Genomic DNA, 18502 nt, shown 5'->3' with positions numbered 1-18502 from the left:
GGCAGGCTTGCGCCGCCCTTTATACCTGATGATCCTCCGGGACCGCATCAGGGCGCGGCTCGTGCGGCTGGGGCCGGTTGGTCAGTTTTGCCAGCAGGCTGGCCAGACGCAGACGCATTTCCGGACGGCGCACGATGAGATCGATAGCGCCCTTTTCCAGCAGGAATTCACTGCGCTGGAAACCGGCCGGCAGTTTTTCGCGTACCGTCTGTTCTATCACCCGCGGACCGGCGAAGCCAATCAGCGCTTTCGGCTCGGCAACGTTCAGATCGCCCAGCATCGCCAGACTGGCCGAAACACCGCCCATGGTGGGGTCAGTCAAAACCGAAATATAGGGCAACCGCCGTTCGCGCAGCCGCGCCAGCGCGGCGCTGGTCTTGGCCATCTGCATCAATGACATCAGCGCTTCCTGCATGCGGGCGCCGCCGCTGGCGGAAAAGCACACCAGAGGACAGTCGTCCGCCAGCGCCTGCTCGACCGCGCGCACGAAACGCGCGCCGACCACCGAGGACATCGAACCGCCGATAAAGGCGAACTCGAATGACGCCACCACCACCGGCATGCCGTACAGCTCGCCTTTCATCACCACCAGCGCATCTTTCTCGTCGGTGGTTTTCTGGGCCGCCGACAGGCGATCCTTGTACTTTTTCGAGTCCCTGAATTTCAGGATATCTTTCGGCTCCAGCTCGCTACCGACCTCGGACTCGCTTCCTTTATCCAGGAAAGCGTGCAAACGCGCGCGCGCGGTCATCCGCATGTGGTGATCGCACTTCGGGCAGACCTCCAGATTGCGTTCCAGCTCCGCGCGATACAGCACCTGGCCACAGCTAACACACTTGGTCCATACGCCCTCAGGAATGTTCGCCCTGCGCGCCGGGGTGATAGTGCTCTTATTGAGAATTCGTTCAATCCAGCTCATCGATAACCTTTCTGTTTGAACCTGGCATTCGCCAGTCTGCTATATTTACTTGACCTTTAACCGCGGCGGGAGGGCCGCCGTCTCGCACGCTCCCCGCCGGGGATGGCGTGCCAAAGGTTGTTCATTAAACCATAATGACCAGCGACTTGGCACAGAAAACTCTGTGCTTTGTTCACATTCTGCCCGCCGGCTTCGGTAAATTACTTACTTTTAGCGTTGGCAGCCATCCGGCGATGACGCTACACTTTAATGACGCCCGGCAGCACTGACAGCAGGATAATCGCCACGACAAGCCACTTCAGATTTTGCTGCACCATCGGCATATTGCCAAAGAAATAGCCGGCGTAGCTGAACAACAACACCCACAGCAGCCCACCCGCGACATTGTAGAGCGCAAAATGGCGGTAACGCATATTGGCCCATGCCGCCCACAAACGGCGCGAAGGTCCGCGCGATGGGTACAAAGCGCGCCAGAATGATGATTTTACCGCCGTGCCGGGCATAGAACTCACGGGTTTTGTCCAGATAGCGGCGGCGAAAGATTTTGGAGTCCGGATTGCTAAACAGCTTTTCACCGAATAGGCGGCCAATCGTATAATTGACCGCATCGCCGGCGATTGCCGCCAGCACCATCAACAGCACCATCACATGAATGTCGAGCCCGTTACTCGGCAGCGCCGCCCGCGCGACGGTGACAAACAGCAATGAGTCTCCCGGCAGGAAGGGCGTTACCACCAGGCCGGTTGCGCAAAACAGAATCAGAAACAAAAACGCATACACCCAGACACCGTACTGCGCCACCAGCTCTGCCAGATGCGCATCGATATGCAAAATAAAATCGATGATAAATTTGATATATTCCATTCAGTTTTCCCGGTAACGCAAGTCGAAAGAAAGTAAGCGGTTAATCCGCAAGAAATAACGGCCCCGGCGGCAACGCGGGCAGGGCGAAACGCGACGGATAATCCACCGCCACCAGGTAAAGCCCCTCCGCGCGGGCGGTAGCGCCGGCCTGTGTCCGGTCGCGGCACGCCAGCAGGTCGGCGATCCAACTTTCCGGCCGGTTGCCGCACCCCACCTCCAGCAGACTGCCTACAATATTACGAACCATATGATGAACAAAAGCATTGGCTTTGATATCGACCACGACATAGCGTCCCTGACGCGTGACGTGCAGATGGTGCACGTTGCGCCAGGGGCTGCGCGACTGGCACTGCAGAGCGCGAAAAGACGTGAAATCGTTTTCGCCCAATAAGCACTGGCCGGCGCGCGCCATCGACGGCGCATCGAGCGGATGATAATAGCGGGTCAACTCGCGGCCGAGCAGTGCCGGGCGCAGGCGATGATTATAAATAATATAGTGGTAGCGCCGGGCGGTCGCGCTGAAACGCGCATGAAAATCGTCCGCCACCGGCGCTACCCAACGCACGGCAATATCGGCCGGCAGATTGGCGTTGACGCCGAGCGTCCAGGCGGCATCCGGTCGCCGCGATCGGGTGTCGAAATGAACCACCTGCCCCGTGGCATGCACGCCGGCGTCGGTACGGCCGGCGCAATAAACCGTGACAGTTTCATCGGCGACCGTAGAGAGCGCGCGTTCGAGGCACGCCTGCACGCTCGCCACTTCCTGCTGACGTTGCCAGCCGTAATAGGCGCTGCCGTCATACTCAATCCCGAGCGCCAGCTTCATCGTGCCCTTATTAGCCGCCGCCGGCAGTGCCTCGTCCGCGCCGGGCAGGGGCGCCGTTTGTAGTGTTACCACGCGCTGGCTTCGGCCATCACTTTCTCCGCGGTCAACGCCGCCATCAGGGCGCCGCCGAAGTGGACATTATCCTCCACCGACCAGAACTGCAGCAGATCGGGCATGTCGTAATCGTTGCGCAGACTACCGATATTCAGGGCGACGTTTCCCGAGGCGTCCTCTACCGGCGTCGGATAGTTCAGCTCTTCACTCAGCGTCAGCCCCTCGACGGCCTCTAGCGCCACGCGCGCTTCTTCCGCAGTTATTGGCCGCTGCGTTTCTAGATGGACCAGCTGTGCACGACCGTAAAATATTGGCGCCTGCACACGCTGCTGACCGAGATAGGCAGCCCCTCATCACGCAGGATTTTACGTATTTCGTCCACCAGACGACGTTCGCTGCCGCACCGAGCCGACGTCGTCGGGCAGCAGCGGCAGCAGATTGAACGCCAGCTGACACGGGAAAAAGCCCGGCTCGGCGGGCAAGCCATTCAACAGGCAGGCGCTCTGGCCTGCCAAATCATTCACCGCCGCTTTGCCGTAGGCGGAGGCAGACAGCAAATTGCTGACGTGCAGATGCCCCAGGCCGGCCAGATCGGTAAGCGGCTTTACCGCCAGCAATAGTTGACTGGTCAGCGCATCCGCTACCGCGACCATATTGCGATTACGGTAATCGGCCAGCTCGTCGTCATTGACGCCCGGTACCACGAGCGGCATGTCCGGCTCCAGGGCAAACAGGCCGCCGACATCGACCACCAGGCAGCCGGGGCGGCCTCAGCCGCATACAGCGCCAAGGCCTGCGCGCCAGCGACAAAGAAAGCCAGTTGCGCCTGCGACCAATCGAATTGCGCCGCTTCGCTAACCTGCAAACTTTGTCCGTTAACCCGCACCGTTTCGCTGGAGCAGCGCCCACTAAACAGTAAAAACAGCTCCTCGAACGGGAATTGGCGTTCCTGCATAATTTCCAGCAGCGCCGTACCGACTGCGCCTATTGCTCCCAGAAGAGCAATATTCCAGCCGTCAGACATCATGTTATCTCCCGTTTTGCGATACCGCGGCGCGCTGCACCTGCAGCATCCGTCAATCAAAATGGCGTAAAAGGCCCCGCGCGCGTCCTGCCGCGCATCCTTCGGGCCACGCTATCAACCGCCGCCAGGCACGACCGGCTGAGCTTGGAACCCCAACTGCCGCAGCGCATCCGCGCCAATGCTATCGTCGGTTTTCACGCACAGCGATGACCACTCCCGGCGCTGATAGTAATTTTTGCGCAAGCAATCGAATTTCCCCGGCAGTACGGCCGCGCGACGTAACTGCATATCATCTCGCCGCACATCATAGACCAGATGCGCCAACAGACGCAGCGCCTCTTCATCAATCGCGCCACGCAGACGGATACGCTCCACCGCCGGCGGCGGCAACAGCGCCGCCAGGCTCGCGCGCTTATCACTACCGACATAAGCGCTGTAGGCATCGAAAACCTGCGTGGTGCCGCGCGCCTTGCCTTCCAGGGTATAACCGGCGATATGGGCGGTGCCAATATCGACGCGGGCCAGGAGCGGCAACGACAGCGCGGGCTCCGGCTCCCAGACGTCGAGCACGACGCTCAGCGGCTTGCCGCCCTCCAACGCCTGCAGTAGCGCGGCGTTATCCACCACCGCTCCGCGGCAGGCATTGATGATAATGCGGCCGGCGGGCAGCGCCGCCAACAGCGCCTGGTCCACCTGATGCCAGGTGGCATGCCGGCCGGCGCGCGTGAGGGGCGTATGGAACGTCAGCACATTCGCCTCAGCCACTAGCGTTTCCAACGGCTGCCAGTCGCCGGGAGCGCCAGCCTCCGCCAGCGGCGGATCGCACAGCAAGGTACGCACGCCAAAGGCGTTAAGCCGCCGTTGCAGACGGCCGCCGACATTCCCGACGCCAACAATGCCGACGGTCTTGTCGCGCAGCGCAAAACCGTCCCGCTGCGCCAGCCACAGCAACGCGGAAAAGACATACTCCACTACCGCAATCGCGTTGCAGCCCGGGGCCGCGGAAAAATTGATCCCCGCCTGCGCCAGCCAGTCTTTATCCACATGATCGGTGCCGGCGGTAGCGGTACCGACGAATTTCACCCGGCTGCCGTCGAGCAGAGCGCCGTCGACGCGGGTCACCGAACGCACCATCAGCGCGTCGGCCTGCGCCAGCGCCGGCGCGGGAATCGCCCTGCCCGCCACAGTCTGCACGTCGCCAACACGCCCAAACAGCGCCTCGGCATAAGGCATATTCTCATCCACCAGGATTTTCACATCGGGCTCCGGCAGCACACTGCCATCAAACGTTAAAGGGGGAATATTCTGCCACCGAATGCGTAAGAATCCCAACTCTATCACGCTTCATTTTGTTATTGTCGCCGATGAGAGCGGCTAAGCTTGCAGCGGCAGGGTTCACTCATCTCGTCCGGCAGAAAATGCCATCCCGACGCCGGATGCTACCGCTGCCGGCGTGGACTTGTTATTATCAGCCCCCAACAGCGCGCCGTTAGCGGGGCCGCACCTGATTTTCACCGTCTCCCCTCCCGAGAGGATATGCATTATGCAACCAGTTACCGGTCCCGGTACGCCGCCACGGGGTCAAACGCCACCGGCGCCCGACCCGGATCAACCCCTGACCACCGCCCAGCGCACGACGCTTGAGCGGTTTATTACTCGTATTATGGCTTTAAGCCCCAGTAAACCGGCGGAAATCTGGGCCGCGCTGTTTCACCATCTGCAAATCGCCGGCGACGGTGAGTTACGGGTACGCCACTTTCTTCCCGCCGAACAGCTGCCGCAGGGGAATAACCGCCAGGCGGTGAGCGATTTTATTCGCAGCCAGTTTGGCCACACCGTTCTTAGCCAGCTGGATGCCGGCCAACTGCGTCAGGTGCTGCATTTACTGCAAAATGGGCAGTTGGACATTCCGGCGCCGCAGCAGGCCGCCATGACCGATCGCACCCTGCTGCCGGCGGAACACCAGGCCCTCAGCCAGCTTATCACCCGCCTGGCGGCGCTTACCGGCGGCCGCCGACCGAGCTGTGGGAAAGTCTGCGCCGTATGATGGGGCTGAAATCCGGCGATCCTATTCCCGCCCGCCCATTTCCCGTTATTAAGTCAGTTCTTGCAAAGCCATCTGACGCTGTCGCAGCAGGGGCATCCCACGCTAACCACGCTCACGGCGGTGCTCAAGCATCCCGTCCACGGCGAGGAGCAGCAGGCCGTGGAACAAGTACTGCCGGCAACATTTCGCCGCTGACAGCCAGACGCCGCTGACCACCGCTCAGGTCAACGCGGTGATGCAGTATTTGTTTATTTATCGCCTGAGCCGCACCCAGAGAGCCAGCACCAGATGCCGGATGTCCGCCTGCTCCAGCCGCTAACCCACCCGCTTATCGCCACCGAACACGAACCACGGCCGGTCTGCGCGGCGCGATCGCAGCTGGTGATAGGGGTCTTTGTCGCCGTGGTACTGGTCGTTATATGGCTGCTGGCCCGCTGATGGCCGAAAGGGGTGGCGCGCCCGCAGGAACCTGCCCTTGATGATGCCGTGTGCGTCCCTGTGCGCGGTGCAAAGCCTCCTGCCGGCCCGTCGCGGCAGGGAGGGCAGAAGAACATGGTAATTTTACTGCGGCCCCGCCCGTTGCGCGCGGAAGTGACCCGTCCGCCAGGGGCGCCACAGCGCGTAGGATAGGAATGCCTTTTTAACGGGAGTATAGGCCGCCCGTCAGGCGTCGGTGTCGCCGCTCGTAAGACGCCGCTGCCAAGTAAACAGCAGCGCCACGGCGATGCCAGCCAGCGCGCAGAGCATGGCAGCGCCAAATACCGAGGCGTAGCCTAGGGCGGTTACCAGCATGCCCAGCAACGGACCGGTCATAGCGTAGGCCACATCCTGGAACGCGCTATAACCGCCTACCGCGGTCGCACGCACTTGCACCGGCACCCGTTTCACGACTCCCACTCCCATGGCGGGAAATATCAATGAACAGCCGGCCCGGTCAATCCTGCGCCCAGCAACGCCAAACCGGGTTCTGCCGCCAGCCACAGCAATGCCAGACCCAGCGCTTCCACCGCCAGTGAAATGAGCTTCACCCGCACGGCCGCCCAGCCGATCGGTCCACTGACTACCCTAGAAGCGTAGAGCGACAAAAGCAATACCGAAAGCGCTGAAAGCAAAACCGGCATGATCCCAATGCCGCAAATTAAAATACAATGAAATAAAGATGCCGACGGCGGCGAACCCTACCCCCTGTAGCGCCAGCAGCGTGGTTAATCCCAGCGTAACAAACCCGCCGGAGCGATGATAGCGCAACAAGCCCACCGCTTGCCCCCACCGCCAGCGACCCATAAATAGCGGCGCCGTTCCACGACATCACCTTGCCCGCGCGCGCCTGCCCCAACAAACCGAACCCCCAGCTTAACGTACCGGTCAGCAGTTGACTCTCGCCGAAACCCAGCATGACGCGCCCTATCAACAGCAGCCCGTAGCGAGAATACACCGGCAATGGCAGCAACGCCGAGAGCAGATAAAATACCCGGGCCAACCCGCATGCCGCCATTCCCTGCAGCGCGGAACGTTTAGCGCCGAACAGCTCGGCAAGTCTACCCGTATAACTGCGGGTCAATACCGTGGGCAGGAATTGAATGCCTATTGCGACGCCGCCCAGCGTATTGCTGAGTCCCAACTCGTCATGGACATTAAAGAGGTATGACCGGCAGGGGCAGCGCCCCGGTCAAATAACAGAGAAACACCGCACTGCACAGCGAAAACAGTGTTTTATTCGCCGGCATGGTCTCTAATGTAGTGGGTTCAGCATGCATGATGCTGAGCTTGCTCCTGGCAAATTAGCAGCAAAGAGAGCATAAAAAAACCAACGCCCTTCCCTTCCCTAGCCGTCAGAGTAGGAAGGGATGCGTTGGTTAGTGTGTGAACGCTTACGTTGACGCGGGCGCACGACAACGGGTCTCCGGCGCCACCAGGCGCCACACAGCCCGGCAGCAGCCGACACGGCTTAGCCGTATTTACGCATCACGAGCGTTGCGTTCGTGCCGCCGAAACCAAAGCTGTTACTCATGACGGTGGTCAATGCACGCCGTGTCGGCTCGGTAATGACGTTCATGCCTTCCGCCTGCGGATCAAGCTGTTCGATATTGATACTCGGAGCGATAAATTCGTGCTCCAGCATCAGCAGCGTGAAAATGGTTTCATGCACCCCGGCGGCCCCCAGGGAATGACCGGTCATCGCCTTAGTGGAGGAGAACGCCGGATGCTGGCTGCCAAAGGTTTCCCGGATAGCCCACAACTCTTTGACGTCGCCAACGGGCGTAGAGGTCCCGTGGACGTTCAAGTAATCTACCGGGGTATCGACATCTTTCAACGCCATCTGCATGCAACGGATGGCGCCTTCGCCGGACGGAGCGACCATGTCCGCGCCGTCGGAAGTCGCGCCATAACCGATAATTTCAGCATAAATATGGGCGCCGCGGGCCAGAGCATGCTCCAGCTCTTCCATCACCACGATACCGCCGCCGCCGGCGATAACAAACCCGTCGCGATTGACGTCATAGGTGCGCGACGCTTTGGGCGGCGTTTCGTTGTAGCGGGTGGATAGCGCGCCCATGGCATCGAATTCACAGGCCATTTCCCAGCACAGCTCTTCTCCGCCGCCGGCGAATACCACATCCTGTTTGCCGAGCTGGATCATTTCCACCGCATTGCCGATACAATGCGCGGAGGTCGAACAGGCGGAGCTGATGGAGTAGTTGACGCCACGGATTTTGAAAGGGGTCGCCAGACACGCCGACACGCCGGAGGCCATCGCCTTGGTAACCATGTAAGGTCCCACGCCACGCAGGCCGCGGGCGCGCATACCGTCAGATCCGGCAACCTGGTTGCGCGGCGAGCCGCCACCGGAGCCGACGATAAGGCCGGTACGGTCGTTGGACACCATGTCGGGCGCCAGCCCGGCGTCGGCAATCGCCTGTTCCATGGACAAAAAGGCGTAGACAGAGGCATCACTCATAAAGCGCGCCATTTTGCGATCAATCAGCCCGGTGGTATCGAGTTTGACATTGCCCCAGGCATGGCTGCGCATGCCGGAATCTTTCAATTCCTGGGAAAAGGTAATCCCGGAGCGGCCTTCTTGCAACGAGGCTAGGACTTCTTTTTGGTCGTTACCGATACTTGATAAGATCCCCAGGCCGGTAATCACAGCACGTTTCATTTAATACCTCTTGTAATAATATTTGAGTTTCAGTCACGCACTTTAGCTTACAGATGTAAGCTGAACAAGTCCGATCAGAGGATGTTAGCAAAATTTGCACCGGAAAGCCCGCGTGGTTAGAATCGTCCCACTTTCCCTGCCGTGAGCCTGCTACCGTGAACCGGCACGCCGTTGAACCCACCGTATTGCGCTGGAACGATCAGGGTACACCTGTATCCCAAAAATTTGATGACGTCTACTTTTCCAATCAGGATGGTCTGGCGGAAAGCCGCCACGTTTTTCTGCACGGTAATGGCTTGCCTGCTCGCTTAACCCCCCATCCGCGCCCAGTCTTTCGGGTAGCGGAAACCGAGTTTAGCACCAGCCTCAATTTCCTGGCGTTATGGCATGCCTTTGATACGCACTGCCGGCAGCAATCGGCGACCGGCGCGAGGCGCCTGCACTTTATCAGCTTTGAAAAATACCCGCTCGGCCTCGGCAAGGAAGATTTGCGCAGTGCGCTCGAGCCCTGGCAAACGCTGGCGCCGCTGCCGGAAGAACTGCTGTCCCTCTGCCCGCAGCCGGTAGCCGGTTATCACCGCCTGGTGCTGGCCCACGGCAGGATCATTCTCGATATCGGCTTTGGCGATGTCAATACGCTGCTTCCCGCGCTGGACGTAAGCCTGGACAATCAGGTTGACGCCTGGTTTCTGGACGGCTTCGCGCCGGCAAAAAACCCCGATATGTGGCAGGACACGCTGTTTGCCGCCATGGCCAGACTGGCAGGACCGGAAGCCAGCTTCCCCACCTTTACCGCCGCCGGTTTTGTCCGCCGCGGGCTGCAGCAAGCCGGTTTCGCGGTGATAAAGTCAAAGGCTTCGGCCGTAAGCGGGAGATGCTCACCGGCATACGGGCGCCGCACGGCGACGTTGATGCCGATGCCGGTGCCGGTGCTGCGCCCTAGTATGCCCCCGCCCCTCGGCCGCCGGGCCCGACGATGTGGCCATTATCGGCGGCGGGATCGCCAGCGCTCTGGTCGCGCTGGCACTTCTTCGGCGCGGCGCCCGTGTCACTTTTTACTGCGCCGACGATCAACCGCCGCAGGGCGGGCTCGGGCAATTGTCAGGGGGTGCTCTATACCGCTGCTGAATCATCGACATGACGCCCTGGCCCAATTTTTTGCCGAGGCCTTTCCTTTCGCGCTGCGCTGCTATCAGCACTTGGCGGCGCAAGGGGTGGCGTCTGAACATCAATGGTGCGGCGTCACGCAACTGGCCTGGGATGAGAAAAGCGCCGGCAAAATTGCGCGCATTCTCGACGCCGGCTGGCCGAGCATCCTGGTGCGGCCGTTGGCCCGTGCAGCCATGGCCGCGCTGGTGGGGGTAGAAACCGGTCGTGATGGCCTGATGTATCCGGCGGGGGGCTGGCTCAATCCGGCGCAGTTGACCGCCGGCGCGATGCGGTTGGCGGCGCAACAGGGGCCGCAAACACATTACCGCCGGCGATTGACCGCGCTCAGCGCCGATGATGGCGCCGGCTGGCAGTTGACCTTTGCCTGTGGCGACGATGTACGCCATGCCACGGTTGTGTTGGCTAATGGGCATGAAATGAGCGGGCTGGCCCCAACCGCTGCGCTACCGCTCTATGCGGCATGCGGTCAGGTAAGCCATCTCCCCGCGACGGTGACGGGCTATGCCAATTTATTCATGTTGGGGGAAGGTTAGCTTCCCGCGGTTTATGCAGCGCGCTGCTGGCGGCGGAAATCGTGGCGGCGCAAATTTTTAGCGAGCCTTTGCCGGTCACCCGCACCGTGGCGCAGGCGTTGAATCCCAACCGGTTCTGGGTCCGCAAGTTATTAAAAGGCAGGGAGATTGCCCAACCCCGGCGCTCCCATACGCTCAAGGGGATTTAAGTCTGCGGCTTACGCTGGCGGCGATCGAGCCCCGTGCCATGCGTTAATCATCCCCGCCATTAGTGCCGCGGGCAGCGGTGCCGCGCAGACAAAACGCCAGCGGTCAAACGTCAAACCGTTGTCGCCGACTGTCGAAGCCGCGTGCCGTGCTTTACGTCTCCTTTGCTGGCGCGCGCGGTGTCGCCCTTCACACAGCGACCGCCTGGCCTAGCGAATCCTGATGCCGCCCCCGGTTTGGCCGGCAGGAACCAAGCTTTCCAGCTTGGCGCCGCAACCGTCCCCCGGCAGTAGTATCGGCTGATCGACGCATTCGCGGCTACCCAGCCGGACAGCGCAACCGGACATGCATATGGGCGCAGTGCCCGAACCAGGGCCGGACTTTGCGTAACCAGTCGCGATCGCTGCCCGCATCCAGGCACAGTTGTTTTTTGATGGCCGGGTTGACAAAAATACGGGTGACCTGGTCATCCTCCGCCGCCAATTTAATCAGCGCCACAGACGTGGCACCACTCCGCGGCCCGTCAGCCGCCACCAGATCCAGCGGCTGAGGTTTTAAGCAGCTGATAAGCGCTCCAGCGCTGGCGTGGCGTCTGCAACCAGATATCCGCGTCAAGCCCCCACTGATGGCTGGCGGGGCCGCTGCTAAAACGGCCGCCGGGCGGCATCGCCATATCCCCTACCAGCACCTTAGCCAGCCCCAGATGTTTTACCTGATTGCTCAGGCGCTGGATAAACAACAGCAAATCGGGGTGGCCAAAGTAGCGCCGCTGAATCCGGCCGCAGTACCTGATAGTTGCCTGCTTCCAACGGCAGCGGCTGGGCCCCGATAATGCAACCATTGGCGAAGCTGCCAATGGCGCTGGGCGCGCCGGCGATCGGATGGTCGATTTTTTGCCACGGCGTCTGTGCGGCCTCCGCGCAATATGCCGCCAGCGCCAGACAACCGATTAATACTTTGCGCATTGCCATCACCTTATCGGCGCCGCTGCAACGACGTCCGCGCACTGCGCACGCTGGCGCAAGAAATGATCCATAAGCACGATAGCCATCATGGCTTCAGCGATCGGTACCGCCCGGATCCCAACGCAGGGATCGTGCCGGCCGCGGGTGACCATCTCTACCGCGTCGCCGCTGCGGTTTACCGTCCGGCCGGGCACCATGATGCTGGAGGTGGGCTTCAGGGCAAGATGCGCGATAACCGGCTGGCCGCTGCTAATCCCGCCGAGAATGCCGCCGGCCTGATTGCTTTGAAAGCCCTCGGGGGTAATTTCGTCGCGGTTTTCGCTGCCGCGCTTGCCGATAACTGCGAAGCCATCGCCGATCTCTACTCCTTTCACCGCATTGATGCTCATCAGCGCATGGGCCAGATCGGCATCGAGGCGATCAAATACCGGCTCGCCGAGTCCGGCGGGCAGATTTTCCGCCACGACCGTCACCCTGGCGCCGATGGAATCCCCCGCCTTTTTCAAATCACGCATTAGCGCCTCCAGCGCCTCCAGACGGTCGACATCGGGACAGAAGAACGGATTTTGCTCCACCTGCGCCCAGTCTTTCAGCTCGCAGTAGATATCGCCCATTTGCGCCAAATAACCGCGCACCCGCACCCCGCACTGCTGGGCCAGGTATTTCTTGGCGATAGCGCCGGCGGCAACGCGCATCGCCGTTTCACGCGCCGAAGATCGGCCGCCGCCGCGGTAGTCGCGTCGGCCATACTTCTGATCATAGGTGTAATCGGCGTGACTGGGACGGTAGAGATCCTTGATGGGGCTGTAATCCTGCGAGCGTTGATCGGTATTCTCGATAAGCAGCCCGATGCTGGTGCCGGTCGTGACGCCCTCAAACACGCCAGAGAGAATTTTTACACGATCCGGCTCGCGCCGCTGCGTGGTATAACGCGATGTCCCTGGCCGCCGGCGGTCAAGGTCGTGCTGCAAATCTTCCTCGCAAAGGGGGATACCCGGCGGTACGCCATCGACAATCCCGCCCAGCGCCGGGCCGTGGGATTCACCGAAGGTCGTCACGCGGAAAAATTGTCCAATACTGTTCCCTGCTATCGGGACTCCTTACCAATTCCTGATAAAAAAAGAGACACGCCGGCGCCGCACGCGGGCTTGATCGGGCGTTTTAATCACGATAGAGCTTGAAAAGATCACCGCAAGCAACCAATTGCTGACGCGTCAGTATGAAAACACCGTCGCCGCCCTGGGCAAATTCCAGCCAGCGGAACGGCACCTGCGGATATTGGGCTACCAAATGCACCATACTGTTGCCCACTTCGCAAATCAGCACACCATCTTCGCCTAAGGTAGTCGGGAGCGCAGGCAAGAATACGTCGTACCAGCTTAAGACCATCGCTGCCGGCGGCCAGACCGAGCAGCGGTTTGGCATGAAACTCCGCCGGCAAATCGTTCATATTCTCTTCCTCCACATAGGGAGGATTGGTAATAATCGCGTCATAGGCCAACGGCGGCAAGTCGCGAAACAGATCGGAGCGAATCGGCGTTACCCGTTGCTCAACGCCATACGCCCGTATTGTGCTCCGCCACCGCCAATACGCCGGGAGCGATATCCACCGCGTCCACCTTCGCCTCCTCCGGCCGGATAGGCATAGGCGCAGGCCACGGCAATACAGCCGCTACCGGCACACATATCCAGCAGATGCGCCGGCGGATGCGGCAGCAGATGGCGAAAATGTTCGGTAATCAGCTCGCCAATCGGCGAACGCGGGATAAGCACCCGGTCGTCGACATAAAATTCAAGACCGCAAAACCAGGCCTTGCTGGTCAAATAGGGCACGGGGATACGTTCGTTCACCCGACGAATAACGCGTTCGACCACGCGCGCGCGCTCACTGGAGGTCAGGCGCGCGCCATGCATCTCCGGCGGCGGATCCAGCGGCAGAAACAGGCTGGGCAACACCAGCTGCAGCGCTTCGTCCCAAAGATTATCGGTACCGTGGCCGTAATAGATCTGCGCGGCGTTGAACCGGCTGACCGGCTAGCGCAGCATATCCTGAATGGTATGCATTTCCGCTACCGCTTCATCCACAAAAATTCTGTCCAATCTGTCCTCCGCGGCCTTCGCATTCATCAACAGGCGCTAGTGTGCCATGAAGTGACGGACAAAGCAGCAGCCAGTGCGCCCTCAAAGGTCACGGCGCCACATTTTTCGCCATCGATGATAAGGAAAGGGTAAACTAATACAAAACGCGAAGCGCAGAGCAGAGCAGAGCAGAGCAGAGCAGAGCAGAGCAGAGCAGAGCAGAGCAGAGCAGAGCAGAGCAGAGCAGAGCAGATAATGAAGAAATGATATACGCTGGCCGAGGATGATCTGCAACTGTTCAGGTAAACGGTGGTGGGCGCCAAGCCGCTGCCGCAGGACCGGGTTATACCCTCTCCTCCGCGGCGCACCAAAACCGTCCTACCGGCGCGAAGATTAATACAAGAGCAGGTCGACGCCAGTTTCTACTTTTCCGATGAGTTTCAGCCGCTGCTTCAGGAGGAGGGACCGCCCCGCTATGTGCGGCCGGACGTCAGCCCTTATGAGGTAAAAAAGCTGCGGCGCGGCGTACACGCCCGAGTTGTTTTTAGATCTGCACGGACTGACGCAGGCGGAGGCCAAGCAAGAATTAGGGGCGCCGATTGCCGCCTGCCGGTGTGAGCATGCGCACTGCGCCTGCACATATTTTGAAGCAGCAGACGCCGCTGTGGCTGGCGCAGCATCCTGACATCAGAGGTTTTCATCAGGCAGGCGCCGAAGGAATTTGGCGGGAGCGCGGCGCTGTTGATTCTGGTGGAATTGGCGTCTTGATGGGGGTCGTTTTGGTGGTCCAGTCGCCGTAATAGCGCGCCGCTTGCACGCCTATTGGTTTGCGGAGATGCTACTTCGCAGGGCTCGGGCGCAGGAATTGGCGCGCCCAAGCCGAGAAGAGGCTCAGTTTACGCAAGGCCGGGCATTTTTCCAAATCACCGGTCCTTTCCAAATCGTCACATACCCTTTGGTCAGGAGTAATTCACCCTGGCGAGCCGTTATCCGATCTTTTATCAACCGGTATGCCTCGACAGTCTGGTTAAGAGCGTAGAACACCTAGCCTGATGCGCAAAACCAACTGGGACGCGACAGCCAATGGCGCGGTACAATGTTATCGCCGTTGATGGTAAGTTCACCCGCGTTTATCCGATTGTTTATGGCATTCAGCGGCAATATTTCCCAAAAGTCGCCACCGTAAATGCGATAGATATGGTTTTGCTACATCAACGTCAGAATTTCGCGATTAAAGTCCCGATTACGCTGAAAATTAATCTGGCTATTGTGATTGACGGCCGCTGGATACCAGCACGATCTCAAAAGAGCAATGAAGAAGGTAATGACGGCCAGAGCGCTTTTCGATTTGAAAAGCAGGATAATTGATCATAAAGTTAAATGAACAGCGACAATTTAAGTAGCGACATAGCCCATTGAACATGGCGCGACGAATCAGAATTTAAACTTGCCACCGCAAACAAGCCAATCACAATGCCTATTGCCGCGAGAATTAAAAAAAAGTCTAGTAAGCTCGTTCAACATTCTCAACAGCGGCTATGTTTGTTTTGATCCTTGCCGTGGTCATTACCATGCCATAAATAAATGCCGCCACATAACAGAGCAGCATAACAATGCTTAAAATATAGAGCGGGAAGCCCACGCTAATAATCTTCATTCCTGCAAAAACATCCGTGGCCATTGTGCCGCCGAGAAGTGAAATGACGAGACGTGATAGATTAGTGATAATATCTGACAGACTGTACAACGTTAACAACTGCAAATAATTGACTTCTAACTGGCCGGTGTGTTTGAGCAATGCTGCATTGCCAGCATAACCGGCGATGATACCGGCTAACGCTAAAGCGGAAGGATACACGCTTTTGCGAACACCAAAGCAGAGAATTAATGCTACTATCAGAGGTATCGCCACCAGCGAACCTCTAATCGGTGCCTCCAACGCGATTAGCGCTATGGGCAAAAAACTTAACACCTAATAACTCCGGCAAAGGCGTAGCGACGCCTGAAAGGCAAGAATCGCCGCGGCAATGAACAACACAATGTTTGCCAAACACGATTGTTGTCCTAGCATTATATCAAAATCACTGTGCCCCAACGGAATAAAATGGCTGCGGCGAGCGCCAGCGCCATGGAGCGTCGAGCCAATACCGAGGTTAATATCAGGTAATTCATAAGAAACCAGAAGGCAATACTCAGAGCCGATCTAAAAATATAGGCCTTATAACCGGAAAGTCCCAGCAACATGGTAAACGCGACAAAATAACTGGAACGCAGAAAGATAATCTGATCGCCATAGGAAAAATCGGCCGGCAGCAAACTTTGTTTTTCAATTATCGCGCGGGCAAGCATCTGCATGGCTGCGGCGTCACCATGAAAATAGATAGGATAGATAAAGTATTGGTGGATAAAGCCGATAGCAAGCCCAATCAACACAACAGCGATGATCAACGCCAGCTTAGCGTACAGTGATTCCGTCCTCGGTGCCAAAGAAGCATAAGGTTTATACATCGCGAGCCGTCTTCTATTTAACAGTTTTTTTTGAAGTATCGTAAGTCATCGGAATTGCATTTACCGCCTGTGCTGTGGCAGCAGTGTTTGAGACACTGCCTCCGTTGATTTCGTTCTCGATAAAGAAAAGCGGTCTATTTTTTACTTCGGTGTAAATTTTGCCAATATATTCACCCACCACACCTAAACAGAGTAACTGCACACCACTAAAAAACAAGATGGCTAAAGAAATGGAGGCCCAGCCCGCGACAGTATGCCCACTCATTTTCTGGTATAACGTATAGATTATCATCAAGGCTGACAGCAAACAGATGATAAAGCCGGTATGAAAAATGATTCTCAGGGGATAGATCAAAGAAGATGTTATCTTTCTCACCGCCAGAGATATCATCTTTGCCAAAGGATAGTGCGTATCGCCGGCAATGCGCTCCGCGCGAGAATAAAAAACCTTTGCACTTTGAAAGCCAATCAAGGGTACTATGCCACGCAAATAGATATTTTTTTCTTTCAGGCTTAACAGTGCCTTAAGCGCTTGTCTGCTAAGGAGCCTGAAATCAGCATGGTCATGAATTTGCTTGACACCCATCACAGCCATAACCCGATAAAAAAGTGTGGCAGAGGTCCTTTTGACCCAGCTGTCGGTATCTCGCCGCGAACGGACACCGTAGACGACATCATTACCTTTTGAGTAGCAATCAATCATAAGTTCAATGCAATTCGTGTCGTCCTGCAAATTCGCGTCGATGCTGATGACTACATCAGCGTCAGCATGGCTTAGCCCTGCCAGCAATGCGGCCTGATGACCAAAATTTCTGGATAACTTTAATCCATGAACACTTTTATTGTCTGCCGCCACGCTGCTGATTAATTGCCAATTATTGTCCTGACTGCCGTCATCGACAAATAATAAATGACTACCCTGCCGTATTTTATTACTACGTTGTAATTTCTCTACCACTTCCATCAAAGAATTTAAACAATAGTGAAAGGCAGCTTCTTCATTATAACAAAGCACGACAATCGCTATCAACGGTAGATTACTCACATTCATTTCATAGCCCATAATTTAGTTAATAGAAATCCTGTGATCGTATAGGTCACCATACCGGCAATTTGACTTGAATAAATTAAATTTGAGTTAGTTTGAATAATCATTTAAATAACACCGATATTTACCAAATAGGAGGTCAGGCATGTTAATAGAAATTTACCTAAGCGATGAAAAGACAGGGATGTCAAGAAGGTAAAAATGGTATTGATAACGAAGCTGAAAGCTATACCGACAGCATAACCAATAAAGTTGGATAGGTAAATGCCGGTGCCGATATGAATAAAAGCAAAAATAACCGCCGCTGTAAGCGCCGTGTTCAGTAATCCAACCAGACAAAATTTTATCGTTTGTATAAACGTATTATCTGGGGAACGGAAAAATATACGTAACGCCCCACGGCGTTTCATTACTTGAATTTTCAGAATCCCCCCGAGAGCAATACTTTTACAACCCGCCCATGACATCATCATCTATCTGCAGGTGTTACATTAGGTAAATTATATAAGATACCAACCATAATTATGCATGAATTCTGCTTACCCTCTACGATTTTATGGTCTATGGTAACTCATTGAATATAAGTAATTTATTTAATGCGTACGTGATAAAGGGAAATTTCTTTCGCTGTCTCATGGAATTTCAGCAAACGTACTGATCCAGCAGGCGGGGCAAATCGCGGACGGGGAGCTGTCTATTGCGTTTTCAGTCGGTGTTGCCACCTGTTGTGTAAACCGTGTAAACGCTTTTTTACGACGTCTTGCAACGTACGGGATATCGCTGCCTTATCACGCCGTGAAGATAAATATCTGATCACATCGCCTCTCCTGGCTGCACTGGCGTCATGAGCAAGCTTAAATATTGGTGCCCTTCACGCGGAAGACTGACATGTGGGGTGGCAATCATTTCTGGACTCTTAAGTTAAACGATAGGTTAGCCGGAAGCCCTTTAATGGTGCGGCTTACAGAGATTTTATAGATTCTGGCCTCGTTGCAAAAAAAATGGGCAAAAAATGATTTTTTTGCACTAAATTCTGGACTCGAATGACCGTGGTTTGAGCAGATTTAAAGGTAGTTTAAACGCCCTTTGGGCATCCATTAGATATATGTGAATTAGGTT

General features: G+C 57.0%; 11 protein-coding genes and 8 pseudogenes. 4 read left to right on the top strand and 15 right to left on the bottom strand.

Going from position 1 to position 18502, the window contains the following annotated elements:
* Positions 1-19: 19 nt before the first annotated feature.
* The 6 genes and pseudogenes from accD to pdxB all read right to left on the bottom strand — a co-directional run bounded on the left by accD (position 20) and on the right by pdxB (position 4944).
* A complete protein-coding gene (gene accD, locus ACTBDU_RS08380; protein ID WP_438806154.1) occupies positions 20-919 on the bottom strand; it encodes an acetyl-CoA carboxylase, carboxyltransferase subunit beta in 900 nt (299 codons plus the stop codon).
* A 239-nt stretch (positions 920-1158) separates the two neighbouring features.
* Positions 1159-1783 (bottom strand): annotated as a pseudogene (locus ACTBDU_RS08375) (DedA family protein).
* A 40-nt stretch (positions 1784-1823) separates the two neighbouring features.
* Positions 1824-2609, bottom strand: coding sequence for a tRNA pseudouridine(38-40) synthase TruA (truA, locus tag ACTBDU_RS08370; protein WP_438806163.1), 786 nt, complete (start codon positions 2607-2609; stop codon positions 1824-1826).
* Between the two features lie 65 nt (positions 2610-2674).
* Positions 2675-3316 (bottom strand): annotated as a pseudogene (locus ACTBDU_RS08365) (Asd/ArgC dimerization domain-containing protein).
* On the bottom strand, positions 3304-3618 hold the full coding sequence (locus tag ACTBDU_RS08360) for a hypothetical protein (protein WP_438806162.1): 315 nt from the start codon (positions 3616-3618) through the stop codon (positions 3304-3306). Before ACTBDU_RS08360 ends, ACTBDU_RS08365 begins: the two are co-directional and overlap by 13 nt.
* Before the next feature lie 183 nt (positions 3619-3801).
* Positions 3802-4944, bottom strand: coding sequence for a 4-phosphoerythronate dehydrogenase PdxB (pdxB, locus tag ACTBDU_RS08355; RefSeq protein ID WP_438806153.1), 1143 nt, complete (start codon positions 4942-4944; stop codon positions 3802-3804).
* A gap of 286 nt (positions 4945-5230) precedes the next feature.
* Here pdxB and ACTBDU_RS08350 point away from each other — a divergent pair.
* Positions 5231-6172, top strand: a pseudogene (locus ACTBDU_RS08350) (flagella biosynthesis regulator).
* Between the two features lie 225 nt (positions 6173-6397).
* Here ACTBDU_RS08350 and ACTBDU_RS08345 read toward each other — a convergent pair.
* Both ACTBDU_RS08345 and fabB read right to left on the bottom strand, forming a co-directional pair.
* Positions 6398-7491 (bottom strand): annotated as a pseudogene (locus ACTBDU_RS08345) (MFS transporter).
* A gap of 191 nt (positions 7492-7682) precedes the next feature.
* Positions 7683-8894, bottom strand: coding sequence for a beta-ketoacyl-ACP synthase I (gene fabB, locus ACTBDU_RS08340; protein WP_438806152.1), 1212 nt, complete (start codon positions 8892-8894; stop codon positions 7683-7685).
* Positions 8895-9049: 155 nt separating this feature from the next.
* Here fabB and mnmC point away from each other — a divergent pair.
* Positions 9050-10785, top strand: a pseudogene (gene mnmC / locus ACTBDU_RS08335) (FAD-dependent 5-carboxymethylaminomethyl-2-thiouridine(34) oxidoreductase MnmC).
* Between the two features lie 110 nt (positions 10786-10895).
* Here the strand turns inward: mnmC and mepA are convergent.
* From mepA to prmB, 3 genes and pseudogenes are all read right to left on the bottom strand, one after another.
* Positions 10896-11748: pseudogene (gene mepA, locus ACTBDU_RS08330) on the bottom strand (penicillin-insensitive murein endopeptidase).
* A gap of 5 nt (positions 11749-11753) precedes the next feature.
* On the bottom strand, positions 11754-12839 hold the full coding sequence (gene aroC / locus ACTBDU_RS08325) for a chorismate synthase (RefSeq protein WP_438806161.1): 1086 nt from the start codon (positions 12837-12839) through the stop codon (positions 11754-11756).
* A 70-nt stretch (positions 12840-12909) separates the two neighbouring features.
* Positions 12910-13848 (bottom strand): annotated as a pseudogene (gene prmB, locus ACTBDU_RS08320) (50S ribosomal protein L3 N(5)-glutamine methyltransferase).
* A gap of 288 nt (positions 13849-14136) precedes the next feature.
* Here prmB and smrB point away from each other — a divergent pair.
* Both smrB and ACTBDU_RS08310 read left to right on the top strand, forming a co-directional pair.
* Positions 14137-14595, top strand: a pseudogene (gene smrB / locus ACTBDU_RS08315) (endonuclease SmrB).
* A 315-nt stretch (positions 14596-14910) separates the two neighbouring features.
* Complete coding sequence (locus ACTBDU_RS08310) at positions 14911-15195, top strand: hypothetical protein (RefSeq protein ID WP_438806151.1); 285 nt, start codon at positions 14911-14913, stop codon at positions 15193-15195.
* A 136-nt stretch (positions 15196-15331) separates the two neighbouring features.
* Here ACTBDU_RS08310 and ACTBDU_RS08305 read toward each other — a convergent pair whose 3' ends face one another.
* From ACTBDU_RS08305 to ACTBDU_RS08290, 4 genes are all read right to left on the bottom strand, one after another.
* Positions 15332-15766 carry a hypothetical protein gene (locus tag ACTBDU_RS08305; RefSeq protein WP_438806150.1) on the bottom strand — a complete coding sequence of 145 codons (435 nt, stop codon included), beginning with the start codon at positions 15764-15766 and terminating at the stop codon, positions 15332-15334.
* A gap of 131 nt (positions 15767-15897) precedes the next feature.
* Positions 15898-16335 (bottom strand): hypothetical protein, encoded by a 438-nt coding sequence (locus ACTBDU_RS08300; RefSeq protein ID WP_438806149.1) that lies wholly within the window; start codon positions 16333-16335, stop codon positions 15898-15900.
* 13 nt (positions 16336-16348) lie between these two features.
* Positions 16349-17398, bottom strand: a complete 1050-nt coding sequence (locus tag ACTBDU_RS08295) for a glycosyltransferase family 2 protein (RefSeq protein WP_438806148.1) — start codon at positions 17396-17398, stop codon at positions 16349-16351.
* Positions 17399-17490: 92 nt separating this feature from the next.
* Entirely contained in the window at positions 17491-17856 is a 366-nt protein-coding gene (locus ACTBDU_RS08290) for a GtrA family protein (protein ID WP_438806147.1), read from the bottom strand.
* Positions 17857-18502 lie beyond the last annotated feature (646 nt).

It is taken from the genome of Sodalis sp. (in: enterobacteria), from assembly GCF_051710625.1.
Taxonomy (GTDB): Bacteria; Pseudomonadota; Gammaproteobacteria; order Enterobacterales; family Enterobacteriaceae; genus JBPESN01.
Note: the sequence above shows the minus strand (reverse complement) of the source record. Positions and strands in the feature narration are given on the sequence as shown.

Excerpts from the sequence above, each read along its gene's own strand:
- accD (WP_438806154.1), bottom strand. The coding sequence starts at position 919 with ATGAGCTGGATTGAACGAATTCTCAATAAGAGCACTATCACCCCGGCG.
- truA (WP_438806163.1), bottom strand. The coding sequence starts at position 2,609 with ATGAAGCTGGCGCTCGGGATTGAGTATGACGGCAGCGCCTATTACGGC.
- ACTBDU_RS08360 (WP_438806162.1), bottom strand. The coding sequence starts at position 3,618 with ATGCAGGAACGCCAATTCCCGTTCGAGGAGCTGTTTTTACTGTTTAGT.
- fabB (WP_438806152.1), bottom strand. The coding sequence starts at position 8,894 with ATGAAACGTGCTGTGATTACCGGCCTGGGGATCTTATCAAGTATCGGT.
- ACTBDU_RS08310 (WP_438806151.1), top strand. The coding sequence starts at position 14,911 with ATGGCGCGGTACAATGTTATCGCCGTTGATGGTAAGTTCACCCGCGTT.
- ACTBDU_RS08300 (WP_438806149.1), bottom strand. The coding sequence starts at position 16,335 with ATGTATAAACCTTATGCTTCTTTGGCACCGAGGACGGAATCACTGTAC.
- ACTBDU_RS08295 (WP_438806148.1), bottom strand. The coding sequence starts at position 17,398 with ATGGGCTATGAAATGAATGTGAGTAATCTACCGTTGATAGCGATTGTC.
- ACTBDU_RS08290 (WP_438806147.1), bottom strand. The coding sequence starts at position 17,856 with ATGATGATGTCATGGGCGGGTTGTAAAAGTATTGCTCTCGGGGGGATT.